The organism is Aeromonas sp. FDAARGOS 1406 (assembly GCF_019048565.1).
GTDB classification, from domain to species: Bacteria; Pseudomonadota; Gammaproteobacteria; order Enterobacterales; family Aeromonadaceae; genus Aeromonas; species Aeromonas caviae.
In genome coordinates this window covers 2533409-2558388 of sequence record NZ_CP077378.1, presented here as the reverse complement: position 1 = coordinate 2558388, position 24980 = coordinate 2533409, and the positions used below count along the sequence as shown (strand labels likewise).

Below are 24980 nucleotides of genomic sequence, written 5' to 3'. Positions count from 1 at the left end.
CTGACTAGCGTGTCATTGCTATCCAGCGATATTTTATGCTGTGAAAGGGCGGGGGATTTCTTTATGATCCTCAGCCCTCGCCCGCTGGCGAGCCAACGCATCACTCATTCATTTCCGTATCGGGGTCCCCCATGTCCGATCAGCAGCACGATCTCCGCCAACAGGCACTCGACTACCACGCCCAACCCGTTCCGGGCAAAATCGCCATCGCCCTCACCAAGCCCGCCGAGACCGCTCGCGATCTGGCGCTGGCCTACAGCCCGGGCGTAGCCGAACCGGTACGCGAGATCGCCGCCAATCCGGCCGATGCCTACCGCTACACCGGCAAGGGCAACCTGGTGGCCGTCATCTCCAACGGCACAGCCATCCTGGGGCTGGGCAATCTGGGCCCGCTGGCCTCCAAGCCGGTGATGGAGGGCAAGGCCCTGCTGTTCAAGCGCTTTGCCGGCATCGACGCCATCGACATCGAGGTGAAGCACGAGACCAGCGCCCAGTTCATCGATACGGTGGCCGCCATCGCCGACACCTTTGGCGGCATCAACCTGGAAGACATCAAGGCCCCCGAGTGCTTCGAGATTGAAGAGGCGCTGATCGCCCGCTGCGACATCCCGGTGTTCCACGATGACCAGCACGGTACCGCCATCGTCACCGCCGCCGGGCTGCTCAACGCGCTGGAAGTGCAGGGCAAGGAGATTGGCACCAGCCGCATCGTCTGCATGGGCGCCGGTGCCGCCGCCACCGCCTGCATGGATCTGCTGATCAAGTGCGGGGCTGCGCCGCACAACATCTTCATGCTGGACCGCCAGGGTGTGATCCACAGCGGCCGCACCGATCTGAACCAGTACAAGCAGCGTTTCGCCAACGACACCCCTCTGCGCACTCTGATGGATGTCATCGACGGGGCTGACGTCTTCGTCGGCGTCTCCGGCCCGGACGTACTGCCTGCCGAGGCGGTGGCCCTGATGGCCCCCAACCCGGTGATCTTTGCCTGTTCCAACCCGGACCCCGAGATCAAGCCTGCCCTGGCTCACGGAGTGCGCGGGGATCTCATCATGGGAACCGGCCGCTCGGACTACCCGAACCAGATCAACAACGTGCTCTGCTTCCCCTTCATCTTCCGCGGCGCCCTCGACGCCCGTGCCAGCCGCATCAACGATGCCATGAAGATTGCGGCAGTGGAGGCGATCCGGGCTCTGGCCAAGGAGCCGGTTCCCGCCGAGGTGCTGACCGCCGCTGGCGTGAGTGAACTCGCCTTCGGCAAGGATTACGTCATTCCCAAGCCCATGGATGCCCGCCTGCTGCCGCGGGTTGCCCGTGCCGTGGCGCTGGCGGCGGTTGCCTCCGGGGTGGCCCGCATCGAACTGCCAGGGGATTACATGCTGGGTTGAGTCACGGCAAGCGCGCAAAAACAGAAGGGGCCCCCTGTCGGGGGCCCCTCTTTCATGGCGGAAGCGGGCAGCTTACTTGGTCTTGGGGGCAACCTTGACGGCCGGCGCCTTGGCGTGGGCAGCCTTGTGATGCTTTTTCACGACCTTGGTCTGGGTGGCGTGGGGAGCGGCGGCCTTGGTCGGGGTGGCGGCCATGGTGAAGCCGGAGGTCAGGGCGAAGACAGCGGCCAGAGTCAGGGGGATCAGCTTGTTCATATTCCAGTTCCTCGTTCGGTTTGATGACATGGAGCGTTTCTCCATGACTTCATCCTAGGGCTGTTCGACCTGCGGTTCAGTGAGCGACTGGTGACGGTTTGTATCCAAATGTACGGGCAGGGTCAGGCAGAAACGGGCACCGCTGCTGCTTGGCAGCAGTTGCACCTCGCCGCCATGGTGGTGGGCGATGCTGCGCACTATGGCCAGCCCCAGCCCGGCGCCGCCGGTGCGTCTGTCCCGGCTCTGATCCAGGCGCACGAAGGGCTCGAAGATTTGCGGGGCCAGCGCGGGATCGATGCCGGGGCCATCGTCGGCCACCTCCAGCAGATAGTCGTCCCCCTGTCGCGCTATGCAGAGGCTTGCCTGGCTGGTGGCATGGCGCAGGGCGTTGCCGATGAGGTTCTCCAGCGCCCGGTCCAGCAATCGGGTGTCGCCGCGCCAGGGCAGAGCCATGGCCGGGCGCACGAAGTCGAGCCGCTTGTCCGGTCGCAGGGCCTGCCAGTCGGCCAGGCGGCTGCCGGCCCAGCTGCCGAGCTCCAGATCGCTGCATTGCAGCGGCAGTTCGGGGCGATCGAGCCTGGCATAGGTCAGCATCTCCTCGATGAGGGCATCGAGGGCGCCGAGGTCCCGCTCCAGTCCCTGCTGCTCCTCGGGTGAGGGAGGCTCGGCCAGCATGGCGAGGCGATAGCGCAGCCGCACCAGGGGGGAGCGCAGCTCGTGGGCGATGGCGTCGGTCAACTGCTTGCGACTGGCCAGCATGGCCTGCAACTGCTCCGCCATCTGGTCGAAGGTGCGGCCGACCCGGCCCAGGCTGCTGCCGGGCGGCAAACCGGTGCGACAGGAGAGATCCCCGTCGCCGACCCGGCGGGCGGTCTGTTCGAGCTGTTGCAGGCCGCGCCAGTGGGGGCGCAGCCAGAGCAGGATGGGCAGGCCGAGGGAAAGGCCGATGAGCAGCAGCAGCCCCACGTCCACCCAGTGCAGCTCGTGCAGGTAGGAGAGGTAGGGGACAGGGCCGACGATCAGCACCTTGTCGGTGTTCGGGATGCGCTGCAGGAAGGTGTCATCCTCTTCGACGATGACGATGTTGCCCGCCTCGAGGAAGGCCTGATCCTCGCTGGCCAGGGGCTGGTTGGCGAGGACGCCGATCTGCAGCGGCAGATTGAGCTGGCGGCTCTGCTCGCCGGTGCGGGTGGCCCAGTGTTCCGGCGGCAGCCGGGCCAGCTCGCCAGTGAGCAGGCCGAGGGAGCCTTGCATCATCCGCTCCAGATAACGGTCCCCCGCCCGCTCTGCACTGACCTGATAGACCAGCCCGATGAGCAGAATGGCGAGGGTGAAGCAGCCTATCAGCAGCAGATAGAACTGGATAAACAGGCGTCGCATCGGGGCTCTCCTCTTGCCTGGATTGCGTCTGGGCATTGCCTTGTTGCCCCTCATCCCCAACCCTTCTCCCGCAAGGGGAGAAGGGCGCTGAGAGCATCAAGGTCATTCGGCGGGGCTTATTCCCAGGCCTGGGGCACCAGCAGGTAACCTTTCTGGCGCACCGTCTTGATCCAGATCGAGTTGTTGCTGTCATTCCCTGGCTTCTGGTGTGCAGGCGTGTGAGACACCAGCTCATTCCCAGGCCTGGGGTACGAGTAGATAACCCTTCTGGCGCACCGTCTTGATGCGGGTCGGGTTGTTGCTGTCATCCCCGAGCCGGCGGCGCAGACGGGAGATGGCCACGTCCATGCTGCGATCCTGGCCGTCGTAGTCGCGCCCCCGCAGGCTGCGAAACAGCGCCTCCCGCCCCAGGATCTGGCCGGCGTGGCAGGCCAGCTCCCACAGGAGGTCGAAATCGGCGGTGGAGAGGGGAATGCTCTCCCCATCGAGGCGCACGTCCCGACCCGGGCCGTCTATCTGGAGGCGGCCGAACTGCAGGCGCTGGGGTGGGGCGGCGGGGACCACGGCCTGCTGGCTCTGCCCCTGCTGGCGAAACTGGACCCGCAGCCGGGCCAGCAGCACCGGGGGGGGTGTGGTCTTGAGGATGTAGTCGTTGGCCCCCAGCTCCAGGCTCAGGATCTGGTTCATGTCGCTGTCGAGCGAGGTGAGCATGACGATGGGGCCGGCAAAGCGCGGGCGCAGATCCCGGCACAGGGAGAGGCCATCCTGCCCCGGCAGCATGATGTCGAGCAGCACCAGATCCGGCTGCTCGGCCAGGGCCCTGTCGAGAGCACGGTCACCCCGGGTCTCCAGCAGCACCTCGATGTCGTGGCGACCGAGCCAGCTGCTGATGAGCTGGCCAATCTCGGGATCGTCTTCAACAAACAGAACGCGTGGCATGGTGGCGTGATTCCCCGGTCATGGCGTGAGTGGGCGTGTCGCCAGCATAACGGCTGCGTCCGCGCTCTGCACCGGGATAACTAATCAATGCGGGGGTTTTTGCCCCTTCTCCCGGGGGAGAAGGGGGGACAGGATGAATCGGTTGGTATCGGGCCGCCCCCACTTGTCCCGTGGCGGGTCGGGGCAGCGCGATGAGGCAGGATCCGTGCCCTTCAGTGGCCATAGCGGCCCCGGCTGCCATGGAGCAGCCGGGGAACCGCCCGGATCAGCCGCCCTTGCGCTTCAGGTACACCCCGGCTTCCATGTGGTGGGTCCAGGGGAACTGGTCGAACAGGGCGAAGCGGGCGATCTCGTGGGTTTCACCGAGCACGGCCATGTTGGCCTGCAGGGTCTCGGGGTTGCAGGAGATGTAGAGGATATTGTCGTAATCCTGCACCAGCTTGACGGTGGCGTCGTCCAGACCGGCCCGGGGCGGGTCGACGAAGATGGTGTTGCACTGGTAGGCGCCGAGATCGACCCCCTTGAGGCGGTTGAACTCCCGCTCACCGCGCATCGCCATGGTGAACTCCTCCGCCGACATGCGCAGGATGATCAGGTTGTCGACACCGTTGGCGGCGATGTTGAACTGGGCGGAGTCCACGCTCGGCTTGGCGATCTCGGTGGCCAGCACCTTGCGAAAGTTCTGCGCCAGGGCGATGGAGAAGTTGCCGTTGCCGCAGTAGAGCTCCAGCAGGTCCCCCTCGCTCTCTTTGGTCACGTCCAGGGCCCAGCCCAGCATCTGTTCGTTGATGGCGGCGTTGGGCTGGGTGAAGCTGTTTTCCACCTGCTTGTAGACCAGCTCGCGCCCCTGCACGGTCAGGCGTTCGATGACGAAGTCATCCCCGAGGCAGATCTTCTGCTTGTGGGCGCGGCCAATCAGTTGCAGCTCGAACCCCTTGGCACGCAGGTCGGCCTGCAGCGCCTCGGCGGCCTGCTGCCACTCGGCTTCCAGCTTGCGGTGGTAGAGCAGGCTGACGCAGATCTGGCCGGACTGGGTGGAGAGGTAGTCGATCTGGAACAGCTTCTTGCGCAGCACGGGGTGCGGGCGAAGCCCGGCCAGCAGCACCGGCATCAGCCGGTTGATGAGCAGGCTGGCGGTGGGGAAGCTGTCGACCCGGATGATCTCCTTGGTGGCCGGTGCATACATGCAGTGGAAGAGGTCATCCCCCTCGTGCCAGATGCGGAACTCGGCGCGCATCCGGTAGTGTTCGGCGGGAGAGGCGTGCAACTCCAGCGCGGGCGGATTGAGGGGGGCGAACAGCTGGGTGAGGCGATCGCGCTTCTCGTCGAGCTGGGTCTGGTAGTCGGCAGGAGTCCGTCTGCCCTGGGCGTCGGCGGAAGAGGGCTGGGATTGAGTCATGGATACCTCGCATGCACCGGGCTGAGCCGGGGAAAGACCGGGGGAAGGCCGTAGCCAACCAAAGGGTGGGGATTTTAAAAGGCCGTTGCGGATTGTCCAAGTTTTTTGTGGTCAAGAAGTGGCCAGTCGGGCCGATAACCGATCCACCACTATAGGCGGGAGAGTAATGATGCAAATTGATGGCATGGGCGCAGCCCAACCCAAGGGAGTGGGCATTGCTCCCAAATCGCCTCAACAGACGGAGTCGAAGACGGCGGACAAGGGGGATGAGGTCTCCCTGAACAAGCCCCCGAAATGGGCCCAGGTGCTGATCCAGCAGGCGCTGCAATTTGCGCTGGAGATCAACGGCCAGGGCTACAAGGCACCCAAGGTGCAGGAGCCCCAGGAGGTTACTCCGGAGACCCTGTTCGATTTCCAGTCGGTGGCGGACAACGTGTTGCAGTTCGTCACCGGGCGGATAGGCGCGGCCCGTGCCGACGGCAAGTCCGACGACGACCTGACCAAGATGATGGAGCAGGCCCGCAAGGGGGTGGACAAGGGCTTCGGTGACGCCAGGAAGCTGCTCGGTGACTGGGCGGACAACGAGGACATCAAGACCGGCATGGATCAGAGCTACAAGCTGATCCAGAAGGGGCTCGACGAGTTCGAGAAGGAGTTCTTCGGCAAGGTGTCGACCACGGATCTGGGGGATGCCAGGATGGCCAGCCGCCAGCAGGCCCTCCTCGAGATCGAGACCCGGGACGGGGACAAGGTGATGCTGCGCTTCAGCGACAGCTGGCAGTTCAAGTCCCAGAGCGACGGGGGTGGCAGCCAGTTCAGCCTCAAGTCGAGCCAGAGCTTCGACTTCTCCCTGGAGGGGGATCTCGACAGTGCCGAGATGGATGCCATCGGCACCCTGGTCAAGGGGCTGGACGAGCTGGCCGGGCAGTTCTTCAAGGGGGGCGACGGCAAGACTCTGGCTGACGGGCTGAACGGGCTGCAACTGGATGACAGCCAGCTGGTCTCCTACTCCCTCAAGCTCAAGCAATCGGCCAAGTTGAGTCAGACCTACCAGGGGGCCAGTTCCCTGCAGGAGAGCCTCAAGCCCCTGGCGGACTACCTGCCGAGGCTCAGCCGGTTGCAGCAGCAGGCCGACGCCCTGCTGCCCCCTTCCCAGCAGGAGGCGCTGACGCCCACCGTGCTGGCGGCGCGGGGTCAGGACGGGGCGACCCAGGGGGCAGGCTTCATGGGCTTCAACCAGCGGATGCTGGAGGCCATGCGGCTGCTTGGCCAGCAGATGGCGACCGGCTAGTCTGGCGACGCCCCCGTGATGCCGGCGGGGGCGGGGTGTTTGCCAGCCCGTCCCCGGGCTGGCACACTGCCCTTTTCCCCAGCCCGGCGATGCCATGAACCCCAAGAAGCCAAGAGACAAGCGCGAGCTCTGCTACCCCTTCATCTTCGAAACCCAGTTCCAGTGCGACTACGAGATCGCCACCGACGAGCTCTGCTGCCAGGTGGGGGCCGTGCTCTCTCATCTGATGCCGGATGAGGATACCCGGCCCGTGATGGCGGATCTGGCGACCCTGCAGCGGCTCATCTACAACCTCAACGGCTCGGTGCGGGGACGGCTCGGCATCTTCGAGGAGGATCTGGACTGGCTGAAGGGACGGTACGATCACTACAACGAGGCGAGTCGCGGCCGGGTGACCGGCTTCGTGCTGCCCCAGGGGCCCCAGCCCATTCCCACCCTGCACCTGTGCCGCTGTGGCAGCAAGAAGGTGGTGCGCCTGCTGGTGCGCCTGGAAGAGAGCGGCGTGCGCTTCGATCCCATCCTCTATCGCTTCGCCAATCTGCTGGCCAACTTCTTCTTCGTGCTCACCGTCTACCTCAAGCAGGCGTGGGATGTGACCGAAGTCCCCTATGTCAGCATCAACTACTGATGAAGAGATGATGTTTGATGCATTCGTCGCATCACACATGGCGGCGTAGGGTTATTGGATCGAAAAACAGCGATGAGGCAGCATCCGTCACTTCGGGGGATGCAGGCATAAAAAAACCGGCGCCCCGAGCGCCGGTTTTCTATTGCCGCTATCCCTAGCTCGACAGCAGTACCCTGGCCGAGTTGGCCGGGATGGTGAGCTGCACCTCCCCCTGCACCACCTCGCACTTGTCGCCGTTGAAGGCGTCGGTGAAGCGGCTGGCGGGGCTGGCGGTCTGCCACAGGGGCAGGCTGATGGTGCGCGGCTCCGTGGGGTGGCGGTTGCAGGCGACCACCACCTGATCGCTTTGCAGGGTACGGGCGAACACATAGCTGTGAGGGCCGGCGTAGAGGGTCTGGATGTCTCCCCGACGCAGGGCCGGGCGCTGGCGGCGCAGCTGGATCAGGCGGCGATAGTGGTCGTGCAGCACGTGATCCCAGTCGGTGGTATCCCAGGGGAAGCAGCGGCGGCAGTCCGGGTCGTTGCCGCCGGAGAGCCCCACCTCGTCGCCGTAGTAGATGGAGGGCACGCCGATGTAGGTGATGAGCAGGGTGGCGGCGAGTCGCATCCGCTGCTTGTCTTCCCCCAGCAGGTGCAGGAAGCGGGCGGTGTCGTGGCTGTCCAGCAGGTTGAACTGGGCCAGCTGGTTCTTGAACGGAATATGGGCCCGCGCCAGCTTGAGCCAGTGATCCAGCTCGGTGGCGCTGATCTTGATGGGGTGATAGGCGATGTCCTGCCCCGCCAGGAAAGCGCGGATGGGGTGGGCGAAGCCGTAGTAGTTCATCGCGCCATCCTCCTGATCCCCCTGCAGCCACTGGCTCGCCTCGAAGAAGTGCTCGCCCAGCACGTAGGCGTCCGGATTCTCCTGCTTCACCGCACCGCGAATGGCGCGCACATGGCCGCGATTGCCCTCGGCAGTGCCCCGCTCCCCCAGCATGTGGATGACGTCAAAGCGCCAGCCATCGATCTGGTAGGGGGCGCGCATCCAGTAGCGCAGAATGGCGTTGTCTGCCCGATAAACGGCGTCCTGCACCTGTTCACTTGAGAAATCCAGCTTGGGCAGGCTGCGGATCCCTTTCCAGCTAACATAATCCCCTTCCTGATCGAAGGTGTAGAAGCTGCGCCAGGGGGAGTCCGGGTTGCTCTGGGCGCCCAGCGGCGGGCAGAACCAGGGGTGCTCGGTGGAGGTGTGGTTGACCACCGCATCCAGGATGATCCTCATGCCGCGCTGGTGCAGGTTGCGGGTCAGCTCGGCAAACTGGGCATTGGTACCGAGGTGCGCATCCACCTTGAAGTAGTCCTGGGTGTCGTACTTGTGGTTGCTCGGCGAATCGAAGATGGGGTTGAGGTAGAGCGCCGTCACCCCCAGGGATTGCAGGTAGTGCAGCTTGGCGTCGATGCCCGCCAGATCCCCGCCGTAGAATTCACAGGCGCCGTGCCCCTCTTCGTGGCGGCTGACCGGCTCGCCCCAGGCCTTGCTGATGACCGCCTTGCCCCTGTACTCGTACTCGTGATGCTTGACGCTCAGCGACGGGTCGCCGTTGCAGAAGCGGTCGGGGAAGATCTGGTAGAACACCTGATCCTGCACCCAGGCCGGGGGCTGGTGATGGCTGTTGAAGCGGAAATGCTGCTCCCGCGGCGGCATGGCGGCGCTGACGCCTGCCCCGTGCAGCCACCACTGCTCCTCGTCGGTGAGGCACTTGAAGCAGTAGAGGTGGATCTCCTGCCCTCTGGCCAGCGGCAGTTCGACCTGCCAGACCTGAAGCCTGTCCCGGGTGGCGACCGGCGTCATGGCGACCAGATACTCCTCGTTGTCCGGCTCGTGGCGCAGCCACACCTCGCGGATGGGGGCGTTCAGCTCGCTGAACAGGGTGAGCTGCAGGGTGTCGGCATTCTCTTTGAACCAGGGTGCCGCCTGGGGGTGAAACAGGAAGGGATGGGTCATGGTATCTACTGTGTCAGAGAGGCTCAGGAGTGGGGGATGGGCGCAGGCCATCTTATCCCGTCCATGGGCGTGTGTATGTGACGACCGGCCAGAATGAGACGGTGCTTCCGGCTTGGCTGGGCGGTCTGCCGTGACGCTATTGGGTCAGCAAATCGGCAAGGGCATTGCCTTGTTCGTACAGCTGTTCGAGCTGATCCTCCAGAATGAGACGGGGATCCGGCTCCTGCTGATCGGCCGTTGTACATCTACTGGGTCAGCAAATCGGCCAGGGCGTTGCCCTGTTCGTGCAGCTGCTCCAGCTGATCCGCCAGGCTGGCGGGATCCAGCCCCAGCTGGTCAGCCAGGGTTCTGGGGAAACGGGCGATGATGGCCTGTGCCGGTACGCCGGCCTGCCAGGCGAAGGAGACGAAGACGGCGAGCCGGATGAGCACGGCCTCCTTGCTGACCGGATCGTGGGAGAGGGGGTCGAGCTGCTGGGCGATGGCATCCACGAAGGCGGGCGACAGGTTCCAGCGCCGCGCCAGCTCTGCGCCGAGCTGGGCATAGTCGTAACCCAGCATCTCCCGCTGGGCATCGACCCGGCTGCTGCCTTTCTCGATGGCCAGATTGATGAGTCCCGCCTCTTCCGGCAGGGTGCTCTGGATCAGCAGCTCGCCGATGTTGTGAATGAGGGCGCAGGTGAAGGCGGTCTCGGGATCCACCGAGGTGGTCTGCTGTGCCAGGGTGCGGGCAATGGTGGCGACCTGGAAGGTCTGGGTCCAGAAGTGGAGCTTGTCAAAGCCGGGGGGGGCCTTGAAGCTGCTGATGATGCCGGAGGCGACCACCACGGAGCGCAGGCGGTTGAAACCGAGGCGGATCACCGCCTGTTCGATGGAGGTGATTTCATTGCCACGGCGCAGGGCGGCGGAGTTGGCCATCCGCAGTACCTTGACGCTGATCACCTGGTCCATGGCGATCTTGGCCGCGATCTCGTCGATGCGGGCATTCTCGTCGTTGAAACTCTGCATCAGCTCGTGCAGCAGTTTCGGAATTGTGGGCAGTTGCTTGATCTTGCCAAACAGGCGATCCATCGACATGGCTGAGGCAGCCTCCATTGCTAACAATGCCTCATATTGTGCCACAGCCTGGCCAGTTGTTCCTGCTGGCGAGCGGTTTTGTGAGCCCTAGTACACCCAGTCTTGCAGCCTGTATTCCAAACGGTGCCGTTTTCCCTGGAGGATCAGGGTCTGGGTGGAACCGCTCAGTGTGGCCCCCTCCGTCAGGGTGGCGAGCACGGCCTGCTCTATCAGATCGAGTTCGGGGGGGCAGGCCATGGCGGTGCTGCCGAGGCTGGTGACCCAGAGCTTGTTCCCCTTGAGGTGACCCTGGCCGAAGTAGCGGTTGCAACCGGCGATGCCGTTGACGGTGAAGTGTTCACCGATCTCGATGTCGGGGGGATTGCTGCGGCGGCTGGCGATGGCCTGGCCATCCAGCCGATCGAGCACCCAGTGATGGTGTTGCAGATCTTGCGAGGCAAAGCGGGGAGCACTGCTGCAGGCGCTGAGCAGAAGCAGGGCGAGCAGCAGTAGCAGGTATCTGGGCATTGAAGGGGCTCCGGTGGTGGGTATGACAAGCATACCCGTCCCCGGGCCCGGGCGGCAGGGCGAGGGGGGAGGAGCCCGACCGCTTCTGTCGCCCCGGGGGAAGAGGGGGTGTCGGCAAATGGCAACACCCGCCCCGAGCGAACCTGTCTACCGGTTGCCCATGGCTCCCCTGGCCGTCTCAGTCCGCAAACAGGCGCTCGGCATAGCGGGCGAGGCCCGAGGCCACCGAACCGAAGTCATCACCCCCCTCCAGCGGTACCTTGGGCAGTTTCTGCTGGATGAAGGCCTTGATGAGGGGGGAGCGGGCACTGCCGCCGGTGACGAAGACCCGGTCAGGCTGCACGCCTGCCGCCTGGATCGCCTCGTCCATCAGCTCGCCAATCTTTTCCAGCAAGGGGGCGGAAGCACTGGCCAGCTGGGGGCGGGTGAGTGCCGCCTCCAGCCCTTTTTCCAGCTCGTTCAGGGTCTGGTGATTGTGCTCGTGGTCGGAGAGGGCGATCTTGCCCTGCTCGGCGCGCCACACCAGTTGATGGCTCAGCTTGTGGGCCCGCAGGCTGGCGAGGCGCGGGAGCTTGCTGCCGGGCTGGCTGTCGAGCTGGAGATCCTGCAACTGGCGGGCGGTATCCAGGCTGTAGAAACGGCTCTGGGCACTGACGTCATTGATGGCGGCGGCGTCCCAGAACAGGGGATGGGGCAGCGGCTTGCCGGTCTTGAGGGTCTCGTGCATGCCGAGCAGCGGCATCATGCCCTCCACGGTCAGGCGGATGTCGAAGTCGTTGCCCCCGATGCGCTGGCCGCTGTGACCGAGCAGATCGCCGCTGCGATCCAGCTGGTCACGGTGGCTCGGGCCCATGCGCAGTACGGAGCAGTCGGTGGTCCCGCCCCCGATGTCCACCACCAGCACCACCGCATCCTCGGTGAGGCGCGCTTCGAACTCGAAGCCGGCGGCCACCGGCTCATAGAGGAACTCCACCCGCTCGAACCCGGCGAGGCGTGCCGCCTCCCTCAGGATGGCGATGGCCTGGCGGTTGCTCTCTTCCCCCGCCAGTCCCTGGAAGTTGACCGGTCGGCCGATCACCGCCTGGCGGATGGTGCTGCCCGTCTGCTGCTCCGCCTCCCGGCGCACGTGCAGCATCATGGCGCAGACGATGTCCTCGAACAGGGCGATCTGGGGAGCCTTGAGGCCATAGGCACCGAGAAAGGATTTGGGGGACTTGATGTAGTAGCCCTCGTCCGGCTCTTCCAGATAGCGCGTCAGCGCCGCACCGCCGAAGCTCAGCTCGTCGATGAGTCCCTCTTCGCGCATCTGGCGGCGCACCGCTTGTGCCCGGGTCACCACGGGACCGCGCAGCTTGAGGTATTCGCTCTGCTGGACGGGGGCCAGGCCTTCGGCCAGGAGGCCGGCGATGGCGTCCCGGTGGGGGGCGTGCAGGGTGGAGGGAAGGTAATGGGAACCGGAGAGGGTCAGCAGCCTGGGGCTGCCCTGTTCCATCACGGCGACGGCACAGTTGGAGGTACCGTAATCAAATCCGATGAACATGCTGGCCAGACTCCTGTACAAAAAAGGGCTGGTAGCCTACCCGATGCCGCCGGGTCTCACAACCCGGCGGCGGGATCAATGGCGTGGCGACAACGCCTCAGGGATCACTCCACTTCGTTGTCAGAGCGGCCCTGGCTCTCGATGGCCTGGATGTTGCTGAGGGTGGTGTCGGCGATGGCGTGCAGCGCCTCCCGGGTCAGGAAGGCCTGGTGACCGGTGAACAGCACGTTGTGGCAGGCAGACAGGCGGCGGAAGACGTCGTCGGTGATCACCTCGTTGGACTTGTCCTCGAAGAAGAGGTCTTCCTCCTCCTCGTAGACGTCCAGCCCCAGGGCGCCGATGCGGGCAGTCTTGAGGGCCTCGATGGCGGCGTTGGAGTCGAGCAGGCCGCCCCGGCTGGTGTTGATGATCATCACCCCGTCCTTCATCTTGGCGAAGGCCTCCTTGTTCAGCAGGTGATAGTTCTCCTTGAACAGGGGGCAGTGCAGGCTGATGACATCGGACTGACGGAATAGGGTGTCGAGATCCACGTACTCGGCGCCCAGATCGATGGCCGCCTGGTTCGGATAGGGATCGCTCACCAGCAGGCGCATGCCGAACCCCTTGAGGATGCGCAAGGTGGCGATGCCGATCTTGCCGGTGCCTATGATGCCGGCGGTGCGGCCATGCATGTTGAAGCCGACCAGCCCCTCCAGGGAGAAGTTGGCGTCCCGGGTGCGCTGATACGCCTTATGGATGCGGCGGTTGAGGGTCATCATCAGGCCCACCGCATGTTCGGCAACGGCCTCGGGGGAGTAGGCAGGCACCCGCACCACCTTGAGTCCCAGCTCCTTGGCGGCGGCCAGATCCACGTTGTTGTAACCGGCGCAGCGCAGGGCGATGACCCTGGTGCCGTACTGCGCCAGCTCGGTCAGCACTTCGCGGTCGGCATCATCGTTGACGAACAGGCAGACCACGGGGAAGCCGTGGGCGAGACGGGCCGTCTTGGCCTCCAGCCGCACGTCGAAGAACTCCAGATCGAAACCGTACTGGGCGTTGGCCTGGTGGAAATGTTCCTTGTCGTAGCTCTTGGTACTGAAAACGGCGACTCTCATGGTGCGCTCTCCGTAGATAATGATGTGGTTAAATTACAACAAATAGTGACCGTCATCACGGGATAAGTGGTGCTGTTTCAACCCCAGGGCATGATGGGGACGGCACTCACTGCACTCTTGTACGAACCATCCACCAACTTGGTGCTGTAAGTCAGATAGACAAGGGCATTGCGCTTCTCGTCGTAAAAACGCACCACCTTCTGCTCCTTGAACACCAGCGAGGTGCTGACGTCGAACACCTCTTCCCCCGCCTTCAGCTTGGCGGGCAGGGTGATGGGGCCGATCTGGTGGCAGGAGAGGGAGGCGGGGGAGGGATCTTCCGCCAGCCCAAGGCCACCCTTGACGCCGCCGGTCTTGGGGCGGGCCAGATAGCAGGCGACACCGGCGATTTTAGGGTCGTCGAACGCCTCCACCAGGATCTTGTGGTTGGGTCCGAGCAGCTTGAAAGCGGTGCTCACCTCGCCGACGGGATCGGCCTTGTCGGCCAGCACCGGGCCGGCCATCAGTGCCCCCAGCAGCAGGGGCAGGGTGCGAGCAAGGGTCTGAAGATGTCTCATGGTCTCTCCTGTTGGCCTCCCTCAGAAAGGGATGCCCAAACGACGATAGAGGCTGGCCAGCACCCAGGCGGGGCCTACCAGCAGAAATTGCAGGTCGGTGAGAAAGGAGGGGCGTTTCCCCTCGATATGGTGACCGACGAACTGGGCTATCCAGAACAGCACGAACCCGATAAGGGCAGGCCACAGCAGCGGCCCCTGCCAGACGTGGCAGAAGGCCAGTCCCAGGGCGGTCAGGGCTGTCATCCCCGTAAAGATCGTCAACGACAGCCGCAGGTAGAAGACCAGCACCGGGATGGCCACCAGCCCCGCCCAGTTGAAGGACGCTGGCAGGGGACCGGCGGGCAGGCACCAGAGCAGTGCCAGGATGCAGAGGTAGATGCCTGGCACCGCCACCTTGTGGATGGCCACATTGACGGGGTGTTGATGGCTCTGGCCGTAGTCGCGAAACCAGTCATCCAGTCGTTTCATGGCACCTCCCTGGTGCGCGTATTGAGGCCGGGCGACCTCGCGTTCCTGTGCGTCTGCGGCGGGCTGCGCCCACCGGATGGGGTGACCCGCGGCTGATCACGCTCCCGGCGGTGGATATTCCCAATGCCGGGATACCGTGTCCGTTCACGCTCGCAGCGGTGGATATTCCCAACGCCGGAGACCGTGTCCGCTCATGCTCGCAGCGGTGGATATTCTCAACGCCAGATATCGTGTCTGTTCACGCTCGCAGCGGTGGATATTCTCAACGCCGGATATCGTGTCCATTTACTCCTGCGACGGTGGATATTCCCAATATTGGGCCGGAATGCTTTTGAGCAAGGGGGTCATGTCGGGATTGGGCAGGGCGATGGTGACTCTCTGCTCCAGATTGGCGCTGGCCAGGGCCTCGCGGATCTTGGGGTTCTCCCGAAAGAACGCCATGAAGCTGCCGTCGGCATAGGCACGCTCGAGGCCGGTCTGGATCGCCTTGGCCAGCTTCGGCGACTCCGGGCTGACGAAGAAGAACTCGGCGAAGGGGTAGCGGATCAGCAGGTGCTGATCGATCACCAGGTTGGGATATTGTGCCGCCAGCTCGCTGCGTTCGGCGAAGATTTCCACCAGACCACGGGGGAAGAAATCCAGCTTGTCGCCGTCATTCATCAGGCGAAACAGGTTGCTGTAGCGCCCGGCATAGGTGGGAATGCCTGCCAGTTCCAGGATCTTGTTGTCGGCCCAGCCCACCCCCTGTGCGGCTTTCAGTTTCTTGAGGTCTGCCAGGGTGTTGATCTGGTTGAACCGCTCCTGGGCATCAGCGTGGATGAAGGAGAGGCGCAGCCCTTCCAGGCCACGAAACAGCGGGATTGGCACTGCGGTGAGGGAGGATTCCAGCGCGCTGGAGGTACCCATCCAGAACACATTGATGACCTTGCCCTTGGCAAGCGCCTGCTGGAGGCTGTACTGGTTGAGATTGAGGTCGACCCGCTCCAGCTTGTAGGGCTGCCCGGCGTGGTTGAGCGCCAGTTCCAGCAGCTTGAGCTGGTATTCGTTGTCGAGATCGTTGATCGGTCGGCTGGGGACCTTGACGGTGAGCGTCTGTGCTTGTGCCAGTAATGGCAGGCACAAGCACAGCCTGATGAGCCATTTCACGCTTTGATCTCCTGTAGGATCCGGGACTTGCCCGGAGTCTAACAGAAGTTGTCACGCTCTTGCTGTGAAAGGGGCCGGGGATCACCCGGCCGCGTCATCTTCGGGCATGACCTGCCCTGTGCCCGGCTCGTACCGAGGCCGGGCTTGTTCGCCGCATCAGGCGACGCGACGGAACACGTGAGTGTCGTTGAATTCCTTGGTGCTCTGGCATTCAACACAGAAGCGGGACTCGGGACGGGCCTGCAGCCGCTTGAGAGAGATCTCGTCGCCACAGGATTCGCAATAGCCGAAATCCCCTTCATTGATCCGCTTCAACGCCCCTTTCAGCTTGCGCAGGTGCAACTTGTCGTGCTCGATGCGGTTCAGCTCCAGGCGACGGGCCTCCTCGACACTGGCACGGTCAATTTCATCCGCCATTTCGTTGGTATCGGTGGCGATAGCCTGGCTGGCCTGGGAGTTGAGACGTTCTTCGAGCTCAAGGATTTGTCGCTCGATCTGGCCTTTGTAGAAGGTCAGTTGGTCTTCTGTCATGAAATCACACATACGGTTTGCTACCAGTCAGTTTCCCAATGTTACCCATTGATGGGGGCTGTCTGTCGTCAGACCAAGCCCTTGTATCCCGTTTTGCACCAAATCCATGCAGGAGAGTGCAAATCAGGGCGGGCCTTGTACCAAAAAAATGCAGACATGCAAAGGAAATTGGATAAGGAGTGTGCGCCCTTGCAAAGAAATGGGCCTTCTCCGACAGGGTCTGACTGAGTATCGAACGAGATCCCGCCGCCGTTGGCATCGAGCTTGCAGTGGGCTGATCGTGACACAAAGTGTTTAGTATTTGGTGCCGCGCTGGTCATTATACAGGCCGTTGTTTATAGTTTTTTAAACACCGCTGCTTGACAAAGGCCTTTATCACGGGCTTTTATGGTGTGGTCGATTACATTTTCTTAACAAGGGTGTTCCTTATATTAGACACCCTTGACAATGGCAACCGTAAAGTCGGGGTTTAACATGGACAGTATCAAGGGCTGGATGGAGAGCAATCGCATCACGGAAGTGGAGTGCCTGTTTCCAGATTTCACCGGCAATGCCCGAGGCAAGATCATTCCAGCCAACAAGTTTCTGCGCGAGGGGGGCATGCGGCTGCCCGAGGTCATCTTCACCCAGACGGTGACCGGCGAGTACCCGGATGACGACAGCATGATAGACCCGCTGGAGCGGGACATGCAGCTCTATCCCGATCCCAACACCATTCGTTTCGTACCCTGGGCGCTGGAGCCCACCGCCCAGGTGATCCACGACTGCTTTGACGTCAACGGCAAGCTCATCGACATCGCTCCCCGCTCCGTGCTGCGCCGGGTTCTGTCATTCTACGAGAAGCAGGGCTGGAAGCCGGTGGTGGCGCCGGAGCTGGAGTTCTACCTGGTGACCCGCAACGAAGATCCCGACTATCCGCTGGTGCCGCCGGTGGGCCGCAACGGCCGCCCGGAAACGGCCCGCCAGTCGTTCAGCATCGATGCGGTGAACGAATTCGACCCCATCTTCGAGGACATGTACGACTACTGCGAGGCCCAGGAGCTTGAGGTGGACACCCTGATCCACGAATCCGGCGCCGCCCAGATGGAGATCAACTTCCTGCACGGGGATGCCATCGATCTCGCCGACCAGGTGTTTCTGTTCAAGCGCACCATGCGCGAGGCCGCCCATCGCCACGGCATCTATGCCACCTTCATGGCCAAGCCCATGAGCAACGAACCGGGTTCCGCCATGCACATCCACCAGAGCCTGGAAGACATGGATGGCAACAACCTGTTTGGTACCAGCGAAGGGGGCAACTCCGATCTGTTCATGCATTTCATCGCCGGCCTGCAGAAATACACCCCGGCAGTGACCGCCCTGCTGGCGCCGAACGTCAACTCCTACCGCCGCCTCACCTTTGGCGAGAGTGCGCCGCGCAACGTGCAGTGGGGGGTGGAAAACCGCACCTGCGGCCTGCGGGTCCCCTTCTCCGAACCGAGCGCACGCCGGGTCGAGAACCGCTTCGCCGGGGCCGATGCCAATCCGTATCTGGCTCTGGCCGCCACCCTGGCCTGCGGCTACCTCGGCATGCTGGAGAAGCTCGAACCCATGCAGGAGATGAAGGCGAGTGCCTATGACCTGCCCTACAGCCTGCCCCGCTCGCTGGAGGAATCGCTGAGCCACCTGGAGCAGTGTGAACCCATCAAGGACATGCTGGGGGAGCGCTTCATCCGCGCCTTCGTGGCCGTCAAGCGCAAGGAGTACGAGACCTATTTCGGCGTGATCAGCCGCTGGGAACGGGAATTCCTGCTGCTGAACGTCTGATCTGTCCCCGGGGGAGGCGAGGCCTCTCCCCGTCATATCGCAAGCAAGGGGCTGAAGGCCCGTCTCGCGGCGGCGCCCGCGACCCGGAAGGCACCGAGTAAAGGTGAGGCCCGCTCCCGCAATGGAGAGGGGGTCACCTGCAATCAACTGGCGACGATGTTCGCCCCATGGAAAGGCATCGAGCAGGCAAGAGAGTGCCAGCCCCGTGAATGGCAGTGACCGGGCCGGCCATCCGTGCCCTCATGAATGGCGACAAGATTCGCCGAATCGAAGGAACCGAGGAGCAAGCAATGCAGCACACCACCCGTGAGTGGCAGCAACTGGAAGCCAGCCATCATCTGCATCCGTTTACCGATTTTCAGGCCCTGAACAAGAAGGGCAGTCGCATCATCACCAAGGCCGAAGGCGTCTATCTGGAAGACTCCGAAGGCAAGCGCATTCTGGACGGGATGGCGGGTCTGTGGTGCGTCAACATGGGCTACGGCCGTAAGGAGCTGGTGGATGCCGCCACTCGCCAGATGCAGCAACTGCCCTACTACAACCTCTTCTTCCAGACCAGCCACCCCCCTGCTGCCGAGCTGGCCACCCTGCTGGCCGAGATCACCCCTTCCCACCTCAACCACGTCTTCTTCACCGGTTCGGGTTCCGAGTGCAACGACACCGTGCTGCGCATGGTGCGCCACTACTGGGCCAGCAAGGGACAACCTGACAAGCAGGTGATCATCAGCCGCCACAATGCCTATCACGGCTCCACCGTGGCGGGGGCCAGTCTGGGGGGCATGAAGGGGATGCACGCCCAGGGCGGCTTGCCCATTCCGGGCATAGTCCACATCGACCAGCCCTATCACTTCGGTGAGGGAGAGGGCATGAGCGCCCACGAGTTCGGTCTGGCCCGTGCCCGCCAGCTGGAAGAGAAGATCCTGGCACTGGGGGTGGACAAGGTAGCCGCCTTCATCGGCGAGCCTATCCAGGGTGCGGGGGGGGTCATCATTCCGCCCGAGAGCTACTGGCCGGAGATCCAGCGCATCTGCGACCAGTACGGCATCCTGCTCATCGCAGACGAGGTGATCTGCGGCTTTGGCCGCACCGGCCACTGGTTTGCCAGTGAAGGTTTTGGCATCAAACCCGACCTCATGTGCCTGGCCAAGGGCATTACCTCCGGCTATCTGCCGATGGGCGCCGTGATGGTGGGGGACAGGGTTGCCAGGGTGCTGGTGGAAGAGGGGGGGGAGTTCAACCATGGCTTCACCTATTCCGGCCATCCGGTCGCCTGCGCCGTGGCCATTGCCAACATCCAGCTTATGCAAAGGGAGAGCATAGTTAAGCGAGTTCATGATAGTATCGGCCCCTATTTGCAGCGCCGCTGGGCTGAGCTGGCGGACCATCCGCTGGTGGGGGAAACCCGTGGGAAAGGCCTGGTCGCCGCGCTGGAAATAGTACAGGACAAGCAGACGAAACGTCGCTTCCCGGCCAAGCTCCATGCCGGGATGACCTGTCGGGAGTTCTGTTTTAACAATGGCTTGGTGATGAGGGCTGTCGGCGATACCATGATCATATCGCCCCCCTTGGTGATCACCGAGGAACAGGTGGATGAATTGGTCAAACTGGCCAGGCTCAGTCTGGACCTGACGGCTGCAAAGCTGCGGGAATAGGCGGGAACCGGGCAGGTTGGCTTACGCATACAATTTGCTTAGGAGACAAGGACTATGTCTTTTAAAAAGGGAATGATGGCTGCTTCCGTGGCGCTGGTCATGATGAGTACCGGGGCGATGGCCGACGAGAAGGTGCTGCACGTCTACAACTGGAGCGACTATATCGCGCCGGATACGCTGGAAAACTTCCAGAAGGAGACGGGCATCAAGGTGGTCTACGACGTGTTCGACAGCAACGAAGTGCTGGAAGCCAAGTTGCTGGCAGGCAAGTCGGGCTATGACATCGTCGTACCGTCCAACCCCTTCTTGGCCAAGCAGATCAAGGCAGGTGTCTTCCAGAAGCTGGACAAGTCCAAACTCTCCAACTGGCAGAACCTGGACGTCGACCTGCTCAAGGCGCTCGAACCGAGCGATCCGGGCAACCAATACTCCATCCCTTACCTGTGGGGCACCATCGGCTATGCCTACAACGCCGAGAAGGTGAAGGCCGTGCTGGGGGCGGATGCCCCGGTGGACTCCTGGGATCTGGTGTTCAAGCCGGAGAACATGGCCAAGCTGAAGGAGTGCGGTGTCTCCTTCCTCGACTCGCCGACCGAAATGCTGCCGGCCGCCCTGCAATACCTGGGCTTCAAGCCGGACAGCCAGAAGCCGGACGAGCTGAAGAAGGCAGAGGCGTTGTTCCTCTCCATCCGTCCCTATACCGCTTACTTCCACTCCTCCAAGTACATTTCGGATCTGGCCAACGGCAACCTGTGCGTGGCGGTCGGTTACTCCGGTGACCTGCAGCAGTCCAAGGCGCGTGCCGCCGAGGCCAAGAACGGTGTCAGCCTGACTTACACCATTCCGAAAGAGGGGGCAGGCAGCTTCTTCGACATGATCGCCATCCCGGCGGATGCCAAGAACGTCGAGGCGGCCCACACCTTCATCAATTACCTGATGAAGCCGGACGTGATCGCGAACATCACCAACGTGGTGCAGTTCCCGAACGGCAACAAGGCGGCCACGCCGCTGGTGGACGAGGCGATCCGTACCGACCCGGGTATCTACCCGACGCCGGATACCCTCAAGAAGATCTACACCTTCCCGGATCTGCCGGCCAAGGTGCAGCGTCTGATGACCCGCAGCTGGACCAAGATCAAGTCAGGCAAGTAAGAGTGACGAGTACCCCTCCCGGTCCGCAGTTCGGCCGGGAGGGTGGTGACCACCCGACAGGTTGGACGGCGCGTATGGATGCGCGACTGGCAAAATCACACAAATGAGGACTGATAAGTGCACATGACCAAGATGGCAACGCTGGCCCTGACCCTGGGGTTTGCAAATCTGACCCAGGCAGCCCCTGTGGTTCATTTTTACAACTGGTCCGATTATATCGGCGAGACCACCCTCAGTGACTTTCAGCAGAAGACCGGGATCAAGACCGTCTACGACGTGTTTGACTCCAACGAGACGCTGGAAGGCAAGCTGCTGACCGGACGCACCGGCTACGATCTGGTCGTGCCCTCCAACAATTTCCTGGCCAAGCAGATCAAGGCGGGGGCCTTCCAGAAGCTGGACCTCACCCTGCTGCCAAACCTGAGCAACCTGGACCCCATGCTGCTCAAGCAGCTCGAGAAGGTGGATCCGGGCCATCAGTACGCCGTGCCCTACCTCTGGGGCACCAACGGCATCGGCTACAACGTCGACAAGATCAAGGAAGTGCTGGGTGTCGACAAGATTGACTCCTGGGCGACCATCTTCGAGCCGGAAAACATGAAGAAGCTCTCCCAGTGCGGCGTGGCCTTCCTCGATTCGGCGGACGAGATGATCCCGGCTGCCCTCAACTACCTGGGGCTCAACCCCAACAGCCATGAGCCGGCGGACATCAAGCGGGCCGAAGAGCAGCTGCTCAAGGTGCGCCCCTACGTGGCCTACTTCCACTCCTCCAAGTACATCGGTGACCTCGCCAACGGCAACATCTGCGTGGCGGCGGGTTTCTCCGGCGACATCCTGCAGGCGGCGTCCCGGGCCGAGGAGGCGGGCAAGGGGATCAATATTGCCTACAGCATCCCCAAGGAGGGTGGCAATCTCTGGTTCGACATGATGGCGATCCCGGCCGATGCCACCAACGTGAAAGAGGCTCACGCCCTGATCAACTACATTCTCGAACCGCAGGTCATCGCCAAGGTGAGCGACTATGTGGGTTACGCGAACCCGAACATCAAGGCGGGAGAGTTCATGGACAAGGCCGTTCGCGAGGATGAGTCTGTCTATCCCCCCCAGGCGGTGCTTGAGCGTCTGTATGTGCAGGAAGCACATCCCCGCTCGGTGCAGCGCCTGATCACCCGGAGTTGGACCAAGATCAAATCCGGAACCTAACCTTGGCGCCCATCCCGGGGCGCCAGATTGTATTGATGGATCGGCCCAGGCCGGAATCACCTTTGGGAGTTTGGTAATGGCGATAGCCTCCAGTGCCTACAAGAAAGCCCTCGAGGGCAGCCAGCAGCGTAAAGAAGTGCTGGTCAAAATAGACAGGGTAAGCAAGCAGTTCGACGAAACGCTGGCGGTCGACAACGTGTCTCTCAACATCCACAAGGGCGAGATCTTCGCCCTGCTGGGTGGGTCCGGCTCCGGCAAGTCCACCTTGCTGCGGATGCTGGCCGGGTTCGAGCGACCCACGGAAGGACGGCTGTTCCTCGACGGCGTCGACATTACCGACATGCCGCCCTATGAACGCCCCATCAACATGATGTTCCAGTCCTATGCCCTGTTCCCCCACATGACGGTGGCCCAGAACATCGCCTTCGGCCTCAAGCAGGATGGCCTGCCCAAGGCGGAGATCGATGCCCGGGTGGAAGAGATGCTCAAGCTGGTGCAGATGACCCAGTACGCCCGCCGTAAGCCGCACCAGCTCTCCGGTGGTCAGCGTCAGCGGGTGGCCCTGGCCCGTTCCCTGGCCAAGCGTCCCAAGCTGCTGTTGCTGGACGAGCCCATGGGGGCGCTCGACAAGAAGCTGCGCTCCACCATGCAGCTCGAGCTGGTCGAGATCATCGAGCGGGTCGGCGTGACCTGCGTCATGGTGACCCACGATCAGGAAGAAGCCATGACCATGGCCGAGCGGATCGCCATCATGCACCTCGGTTGCATCGAGCAGATCGGCAGCCCGATGGATATCTACGAGACCCCGGCCAGCCGGCTGGTGTGCGAGTTCATCGGCAACGTCAACCTGTTTGACGGCCTGCTGGTGGAGGATGAGCAGGACCACGCCATCATCGCCTGTGCGGATCTGGAGCAGCCCATCTATGTGGGTCACGGCATCAGCTCCCGGGCGGAGAACAAGAAGGTCACCTATGCCCTGCGTCCGGAAAAACTGCTGATGAGCCTGCAAAAGCCGGAAGAGATCGAGCATCCGGACTTCAACTGGACCAAGGGCGAGGTTTATGACATCGCCTATCTGGGCGGCCATTCCGTGTATCACATCCAGTTGCCCTCGGGCAAAATCGTTCAGGCTTTCATCGCCAATGCCGAACGCCACGGCAAACGGCCGACCTGGGATGACCAGGTGTTCCTCTACTGGGAAGATGACAGCGGCGTGGTGCTGCAATCATGAAGGCATTGAGACGACTCAAACAGGTGGGAGGGCGGCAGCTGGTCATCGGCATCCCCTTCTTCTGGCTGTTCCTCTTCTTCCTGCTGCCCTTCATCATCGTCGTGAAGATCAGCTTCGCCGAAGCGGACGTGGCCATCCCCCCCTATACGGACGTGGTGAGCTGGGCAGACAATCAGCTCACCATACTGCTCAACCTGGGCAACTACCTGCTGCTGCAGGAGGATGAGCTCTACATCGCGGCTTATCTGGGGTCCCTCAAGATAGCCCTGGTCAGTACCCTGCTCTGCCTGTTGATCGGTTATCCCATGGCTTACGCCATTTCGCGGGCCAACAAGGAGACCCAGACCGTTCTGCTGCTGCTCATCATGATGCCGACCTGGACGGCGATCCTGATCCGGGTATACGCCTGGATGGGGATCCTCAGCAACAACGGGCTGCTCAACAGCGTCCTGCTGGGCATCGGGGTGATCGACGAACCGCTGCAGATCCTCAATACCAACCTGGCGGTCTATATCGGCATCGTTTACTCCTACCTGCCGTTCATGGTGCTGCCGCTCTACGCCAACCTGGTCAAGCACGACCAGAGCCTGCTGGAGGCGGCCTCCGATCTGGGTGCCCGCAACCTGACCCGGTTCTGGCAGATCACGGTGCCACTCTCCAAGAACGGCATCATCGCCGGTTGCATGCTGGTCTTCATCCCGGTGGTGGGCGAGTTCGTCATCCCCGAGATGCTGGGTGGTCCGGAGACCCTGATGATCGGCAAGGTGTTGTGGCAGGAGTTCTTCAACAACCGTGACTGGCCGGTGGCCTCCGCCCTGGCGGTGGTGATGCTGGCGGTGCTGATCATTCCCATCATCCTGTTCAACCGCAACCAGGCCAAAGAGCTGGAGGGCAAGGCATGAGACGTTTCGGTTTTGCCAAGCTGATGCTGTGGCTGGGTCTGCTGTTCATCTACCTGCCCATGATCATCATGGTCATCTACTCCTTCAACGCCTCCAAGCTGGTGACGGTGTGGGGAGGCTGGTCGCTCAAGTGGTACTTCGGCCTGCTCGACAACAAACAGTTGATCGGGTCCGTGTTCCGCTCCCTGGAGATCGCCTTCTACACCGCCATCGCGGCGGTGGCGCTGGGGACGGTGGCGGCCTTCGTGCTGACCCGGATCCCTCACTTCCGTGGCCGGACCCTGTTCGGCGGCATGGTGACGGCGCCGCTGGTGATGCCCGAGGTGATCACCGGTCTTTCCCTGCTGCTGCTGTTCGTGGCCATGGCCCAGCTGGTGGGTTGGCCCGCGGAGCGGGGCATGCTGACCATCTGGATAGCACATACCACCTTCTGTACCGCCTATGTGGCGATCGTGGTGTCGGCGCGGCTGCGGGAGCTGGATCTCTCCATCGAGGAGGCGGCCATGGACCTGGGAGCCAAGCCCTGGAAGGTGTTCTTCCTGATCACCATCCCGATGATCGCCCCGTCGCTGGCGGCGGGTGGCATGATGTCGTTTGCCCTGTCGCTGGATGACCTGGTGCTGGCGAGCTTCGTCTCCGGCCCGGGTTCGACCACCTTGCCGATGGAAGTGTTCTCGGCGGTGCGTCTCGGCGTGAAGCCCGAGATCAACGCCATCGCGAGTCTGATCCTGCTGTCGGTATCCCTGTTCACCTTCGGTAGCTGGTATCTGATGGCCCGGGCGGAGAAACGCCGTCGCGCCGAAATCGCCATGACCACCCAGATGCAGGCAGTTGCCTGACCTGCCCCGTGA

Annotated in this window: 23 protein-coding genes and 1 pseudogene; 10 read left to right on the top strand and 14 right to left on the bottom strand. The window is 62.8% G+C overall.

From position 1 onward, the window contains the following. Window positions 1-131: 131 nt before the first annotated feature. A complete protein-coding gene (locus I6L36_RS11985) occupies window positions 132-1388 on the top strand; it encodes a malic enzyme-like NAD(P)-binding protein (protein ID WP_045522880.1) in 1257 nt (418 codons plus the stop codon). Window positions 1389-1460: 72 nt separating this feature from the next. Here the strand turns inward: I6L36_RS11985 and I6L36_RS11980 are convergent, their stop codons facing one another. From I6L36_RS11980 to trmA, 5 genes and pseudogenes are all read right to left on the bottom strand, one after another. Then, the gene (locus I6L36_RS11980; protein ID WP_010676075.1) at window positions 1461-1643 is read right to left on the bottom strand and encodes a hypothetical protein; all 183 of its coding nucleotides are present in this window, start codon (window positions 1641-1643) and stop codon (window positions 1461-1463) included. 54 nt (window positions 1644-1697) lie between these two features. Then, entirely contained in the window at window positions 1698-3023 is a 1326-nt protein-coding gene (gene rstB / locus I6L36_RS11975) for a two-component system sensor histidine kinase RstB (RefSeq protein ID WP_048209594.1), read from the bottom strand. Window positions 3024-3139: 116 nt separating this feature from the next. Beyond that, a pseudogene (locus I6L36_RS11970) lies at window positions 3140-3229 on the bottom strand (two-component system response regulator RstA); the annotation flags it as partial. A gap of 25 nt (window positions 3230-3254) precedes the next feature. After that, complete coding sequence (rstA, locus tag I6L36_RS11965; RefSeq protein ID WP_010676073.1) at window positions 3255-3962, bottom strand: two-component system response regulator RstA; 708 nt, start codon at window positions 3960-3962, stop codon at window positions 3255-3257. A gap of 265 nt (window positions 3963-4227) precedes the next feature. After that, window positions 4228-5361, bottom strand: coding sequence for a tRNA (uridine(54)-C5)-methyltransferase TrmA (trmA, locus tag I6L36_RS11960; RefSeq protein WP_053288001.1), 1134 nt, complete (start codon window positions 5359-5361; stop codon window positions 4228-4230). Window positions 5362-5530: 169 nt separating this feature from the next. Between trmA and I6L36_RS11955 the strand changes: the two genes are divergently transcribed. Both I6L36_RS11955 and I6L36_RS11950 read left to right on the top strand, forming a co-directional pair. After that, the gene (locus I6L36_RS11955; protein ID WP_053288185.1) at window positions 5531-6652 is read left to right on the top strand and encodes a DUF5610 domain-containing protein; all 1122 of its coding nucleotides are present in this window, start codon (window positions 5531-5533) and stop codon (window positions 6650-6652) included. Between the two features lie 94 nt (window positions 6653-6746). Continuing rightward, window positions 6747-7280: an ATP--cob(I)alamin adenosyltransferase gene (locus I6L36_RS11950; RefSeq protein WP_042016441.1), complete on the top strand. Its 534-nt coding sequence runs from the start codon at window positions 6747-6749 to the stop codon at window positions 7278-7280. Between the two features lie 154 nt (window positions 7281-7434). On the opposite strand, the gene malZ is transcribed toward I6L36_RS11950, so the two are convergent. The 9 genes from malZ to I6L36_RS11905 form a co-directional block, all read right to left on the bottom strand. Further along, on the bottom strand, window positions 7435-9264 hold the full coding sequence (gene malZ / locus I6L36_RS11945) for a maltodextrin glucosidase (protein WP_053288186.1): 1830 nt from the start codon (window positions 9262-9264) through the stop codon (window positions 7435-7437). Between the two features lie 245 nt (window positions 9265-9509). Beyond that, window positions 9510-10358: an HDOD domain-containing protein gene (locus I6L36_RS11940; protein ID WP_039039670.1), complete on the bottom strand. Its 849-nt coding sequence runs from the start codon at window positions 10356-10358 to the stop codon at window positions 9510-9512. A gap of 69 nt (window positions 10359-10427) precedes the next feature. After that, window positions 10428-10847 (bottom strand): META domain-containing protein, encoded by a 420-nt coding sequence (locus tag I6L36_RS11935; protein WP_010676067.1) that lies wholly within the window; start codon window positions 10845-10847, stop codon window positions 10428-10430. A gap of 178 nt (window positions 10848-11025) precedes the next feature. Continuing rightward, window positions 11026-12387, bottom strand: a complete 1362-nt coding sequence (gene yegD / locus I6L36_RS11930) for a molecular chaperone (RefSeq protein WP_053288002.1) — start codon at window positions 12385-12387, stop codon at window positions 11026-11028. A 104-nt stretch (window positions 12388-12491) separates the two neighbouring features. After that, window positions 12492-13481: a 2-hydroxyacid dehydrogenase gene (locus tag I6L36_RS11925; RefSeq protein ID WP_042864752.1), complete on the bottom strand. Its 990-nt coding sequence runs from the start codon at window positions 13479-13481 to the stop codon at window positions 12492-12494. A 77-nt stretch (window positions 13482-13558) separates the two neighbouring features. Then, a complete protein-coding gene (locus I6L36_RS11920) occupies window positions 13559-14038 on the bottom strand; it encodes a CreA family protein (protein WP_216986698.1) in 480 nt (159 codons plus the stop codon). 21 nt (window positions 14039-14059) lie between these two features. Further along, complete coding sequence (locus I6L36_RS11915) at window positions 14060-14506, bottom strand: DUF962 domain-containing protein (protein ID WP_041214237.1); 447 nt, start codon at window positions 14504-14506, stop codon at window positions 14060-14062. Between the two features lie 285 nt (window positions 14507-14791). Then, window positions 14792-15652 carry a hypothetical protein gene (locus I6L36_RS11910; protein WP_010676062.1) on the bottom strand — a complete coding sequence of 287 codons (861 nt, stop codon included), beginning with the start codon at window positions 15650-15652 and terminating at the stop codon, window positions 14792-14794. Window positions 15653-15808: 156 nt separating this feature from the next. After that, on the bottom strand, window positions 15809-16195 hold the full coding sequence (locus tag I6L36_RS11905; protein WP_010676061.1) for a TraR/DksA C4-type zinc finger protein: 387 nt from the start codon (window positions 16193-16195) through the stop codon (window positions 15809-15811). A 462-nt stretch (window positions 16196-16657) separates the two neighbouring features. Here I6L36_RS11905 and I6L36_RS11900 point away from each other — a divergent pair, with 462 nt between their 5' ends. From I6L36_RS11900 to I6L36_RS11870, 7 genes are all read left to right on the top strand, one after another. Continuing rightward, on the top strand, window positions 16658-17989 hold the full coding sequence (locus I6L36_RS11900) for a glutamine synthetase family protein (protein WP_010676060.1): 1332 nt from the start codon (window positions 16658-16660) through the stop codon (window positions 17987-17989). A 290-nt stretch (window positions 17990-18279) separates the two neighbouring features. Further along, a complete protein-coding gene (locus I6L36_RS11895) occupies window positions 18280-19641 on the top strand; it encodes an aspartate aminotransferase family protein (protein WP_216986697.1) in 1362 nt (453 codons plus the stop codon). 54 nt (window positions 19642-19695) lie between these two features. Continuing rightward, entirely contained in the window at window positions 19696-20793 is a 1098-nt protein-coding gene (locus I6L36_RS11890) for a polyamine ABC transporter substrate-binding protein (protein WP_029314872.1), read from the top strand. A gap of 117 nt (window positions 20794-20910) precedes the next feature. Further along, on the top strand, window positions 20911-21996 hold the full coding sequence (locus I6L36_RS11885) for a polyamine ABC transporter substrate-binding protein (RefSeq protein WP_043153440.1): 1086 nt from the start codon (window positions 20911-20913) through the stop codon (window positions 21994-21996). Between the two features lie 76 nt (window positions 21997-22072). Next, window positions 22073-23227 (top strand): polyamine ABC transporter ATP-binding protein, encoded by a 1155-nt coding sequence (gene potA, locus I6L36_RS11880; protein WP_010676056.1) that lies wholly within the window; start codon window positions 22073-22075, stop codon window positions 23225-23227. Beyond that, window positions 23224-24129 carry an ABC transporter permease subunit gene (locus tag I6L36_RS11875; protein WP_010676055.1) on the top strand — a complete coding sequence of 302 codons (906 nt, stop codon included), beginning with the start codon at window positions 23224-23226 and terminating at the stop codon, window positions 24127-24129. The genes potA and I6L36_RS11875 overlap by 4 nt, the downstream gene beginning before the upstream one ends. Further along, a complete protein-coding gene (locus I6L36_RS11870) occupies window positions 24126-24968 on the top strand; it encodes an ABC transporter permease subunit (protein ID WP_010676054.1) in 843 nt (280 codons plus the stop codon). Before I6L36_RS11875 ends, I6L36_RS11870 begins: the two co-directional genes overlap by 4 nt. Window positions 24969-24980 lie beyond the last annotated feature (12 nt).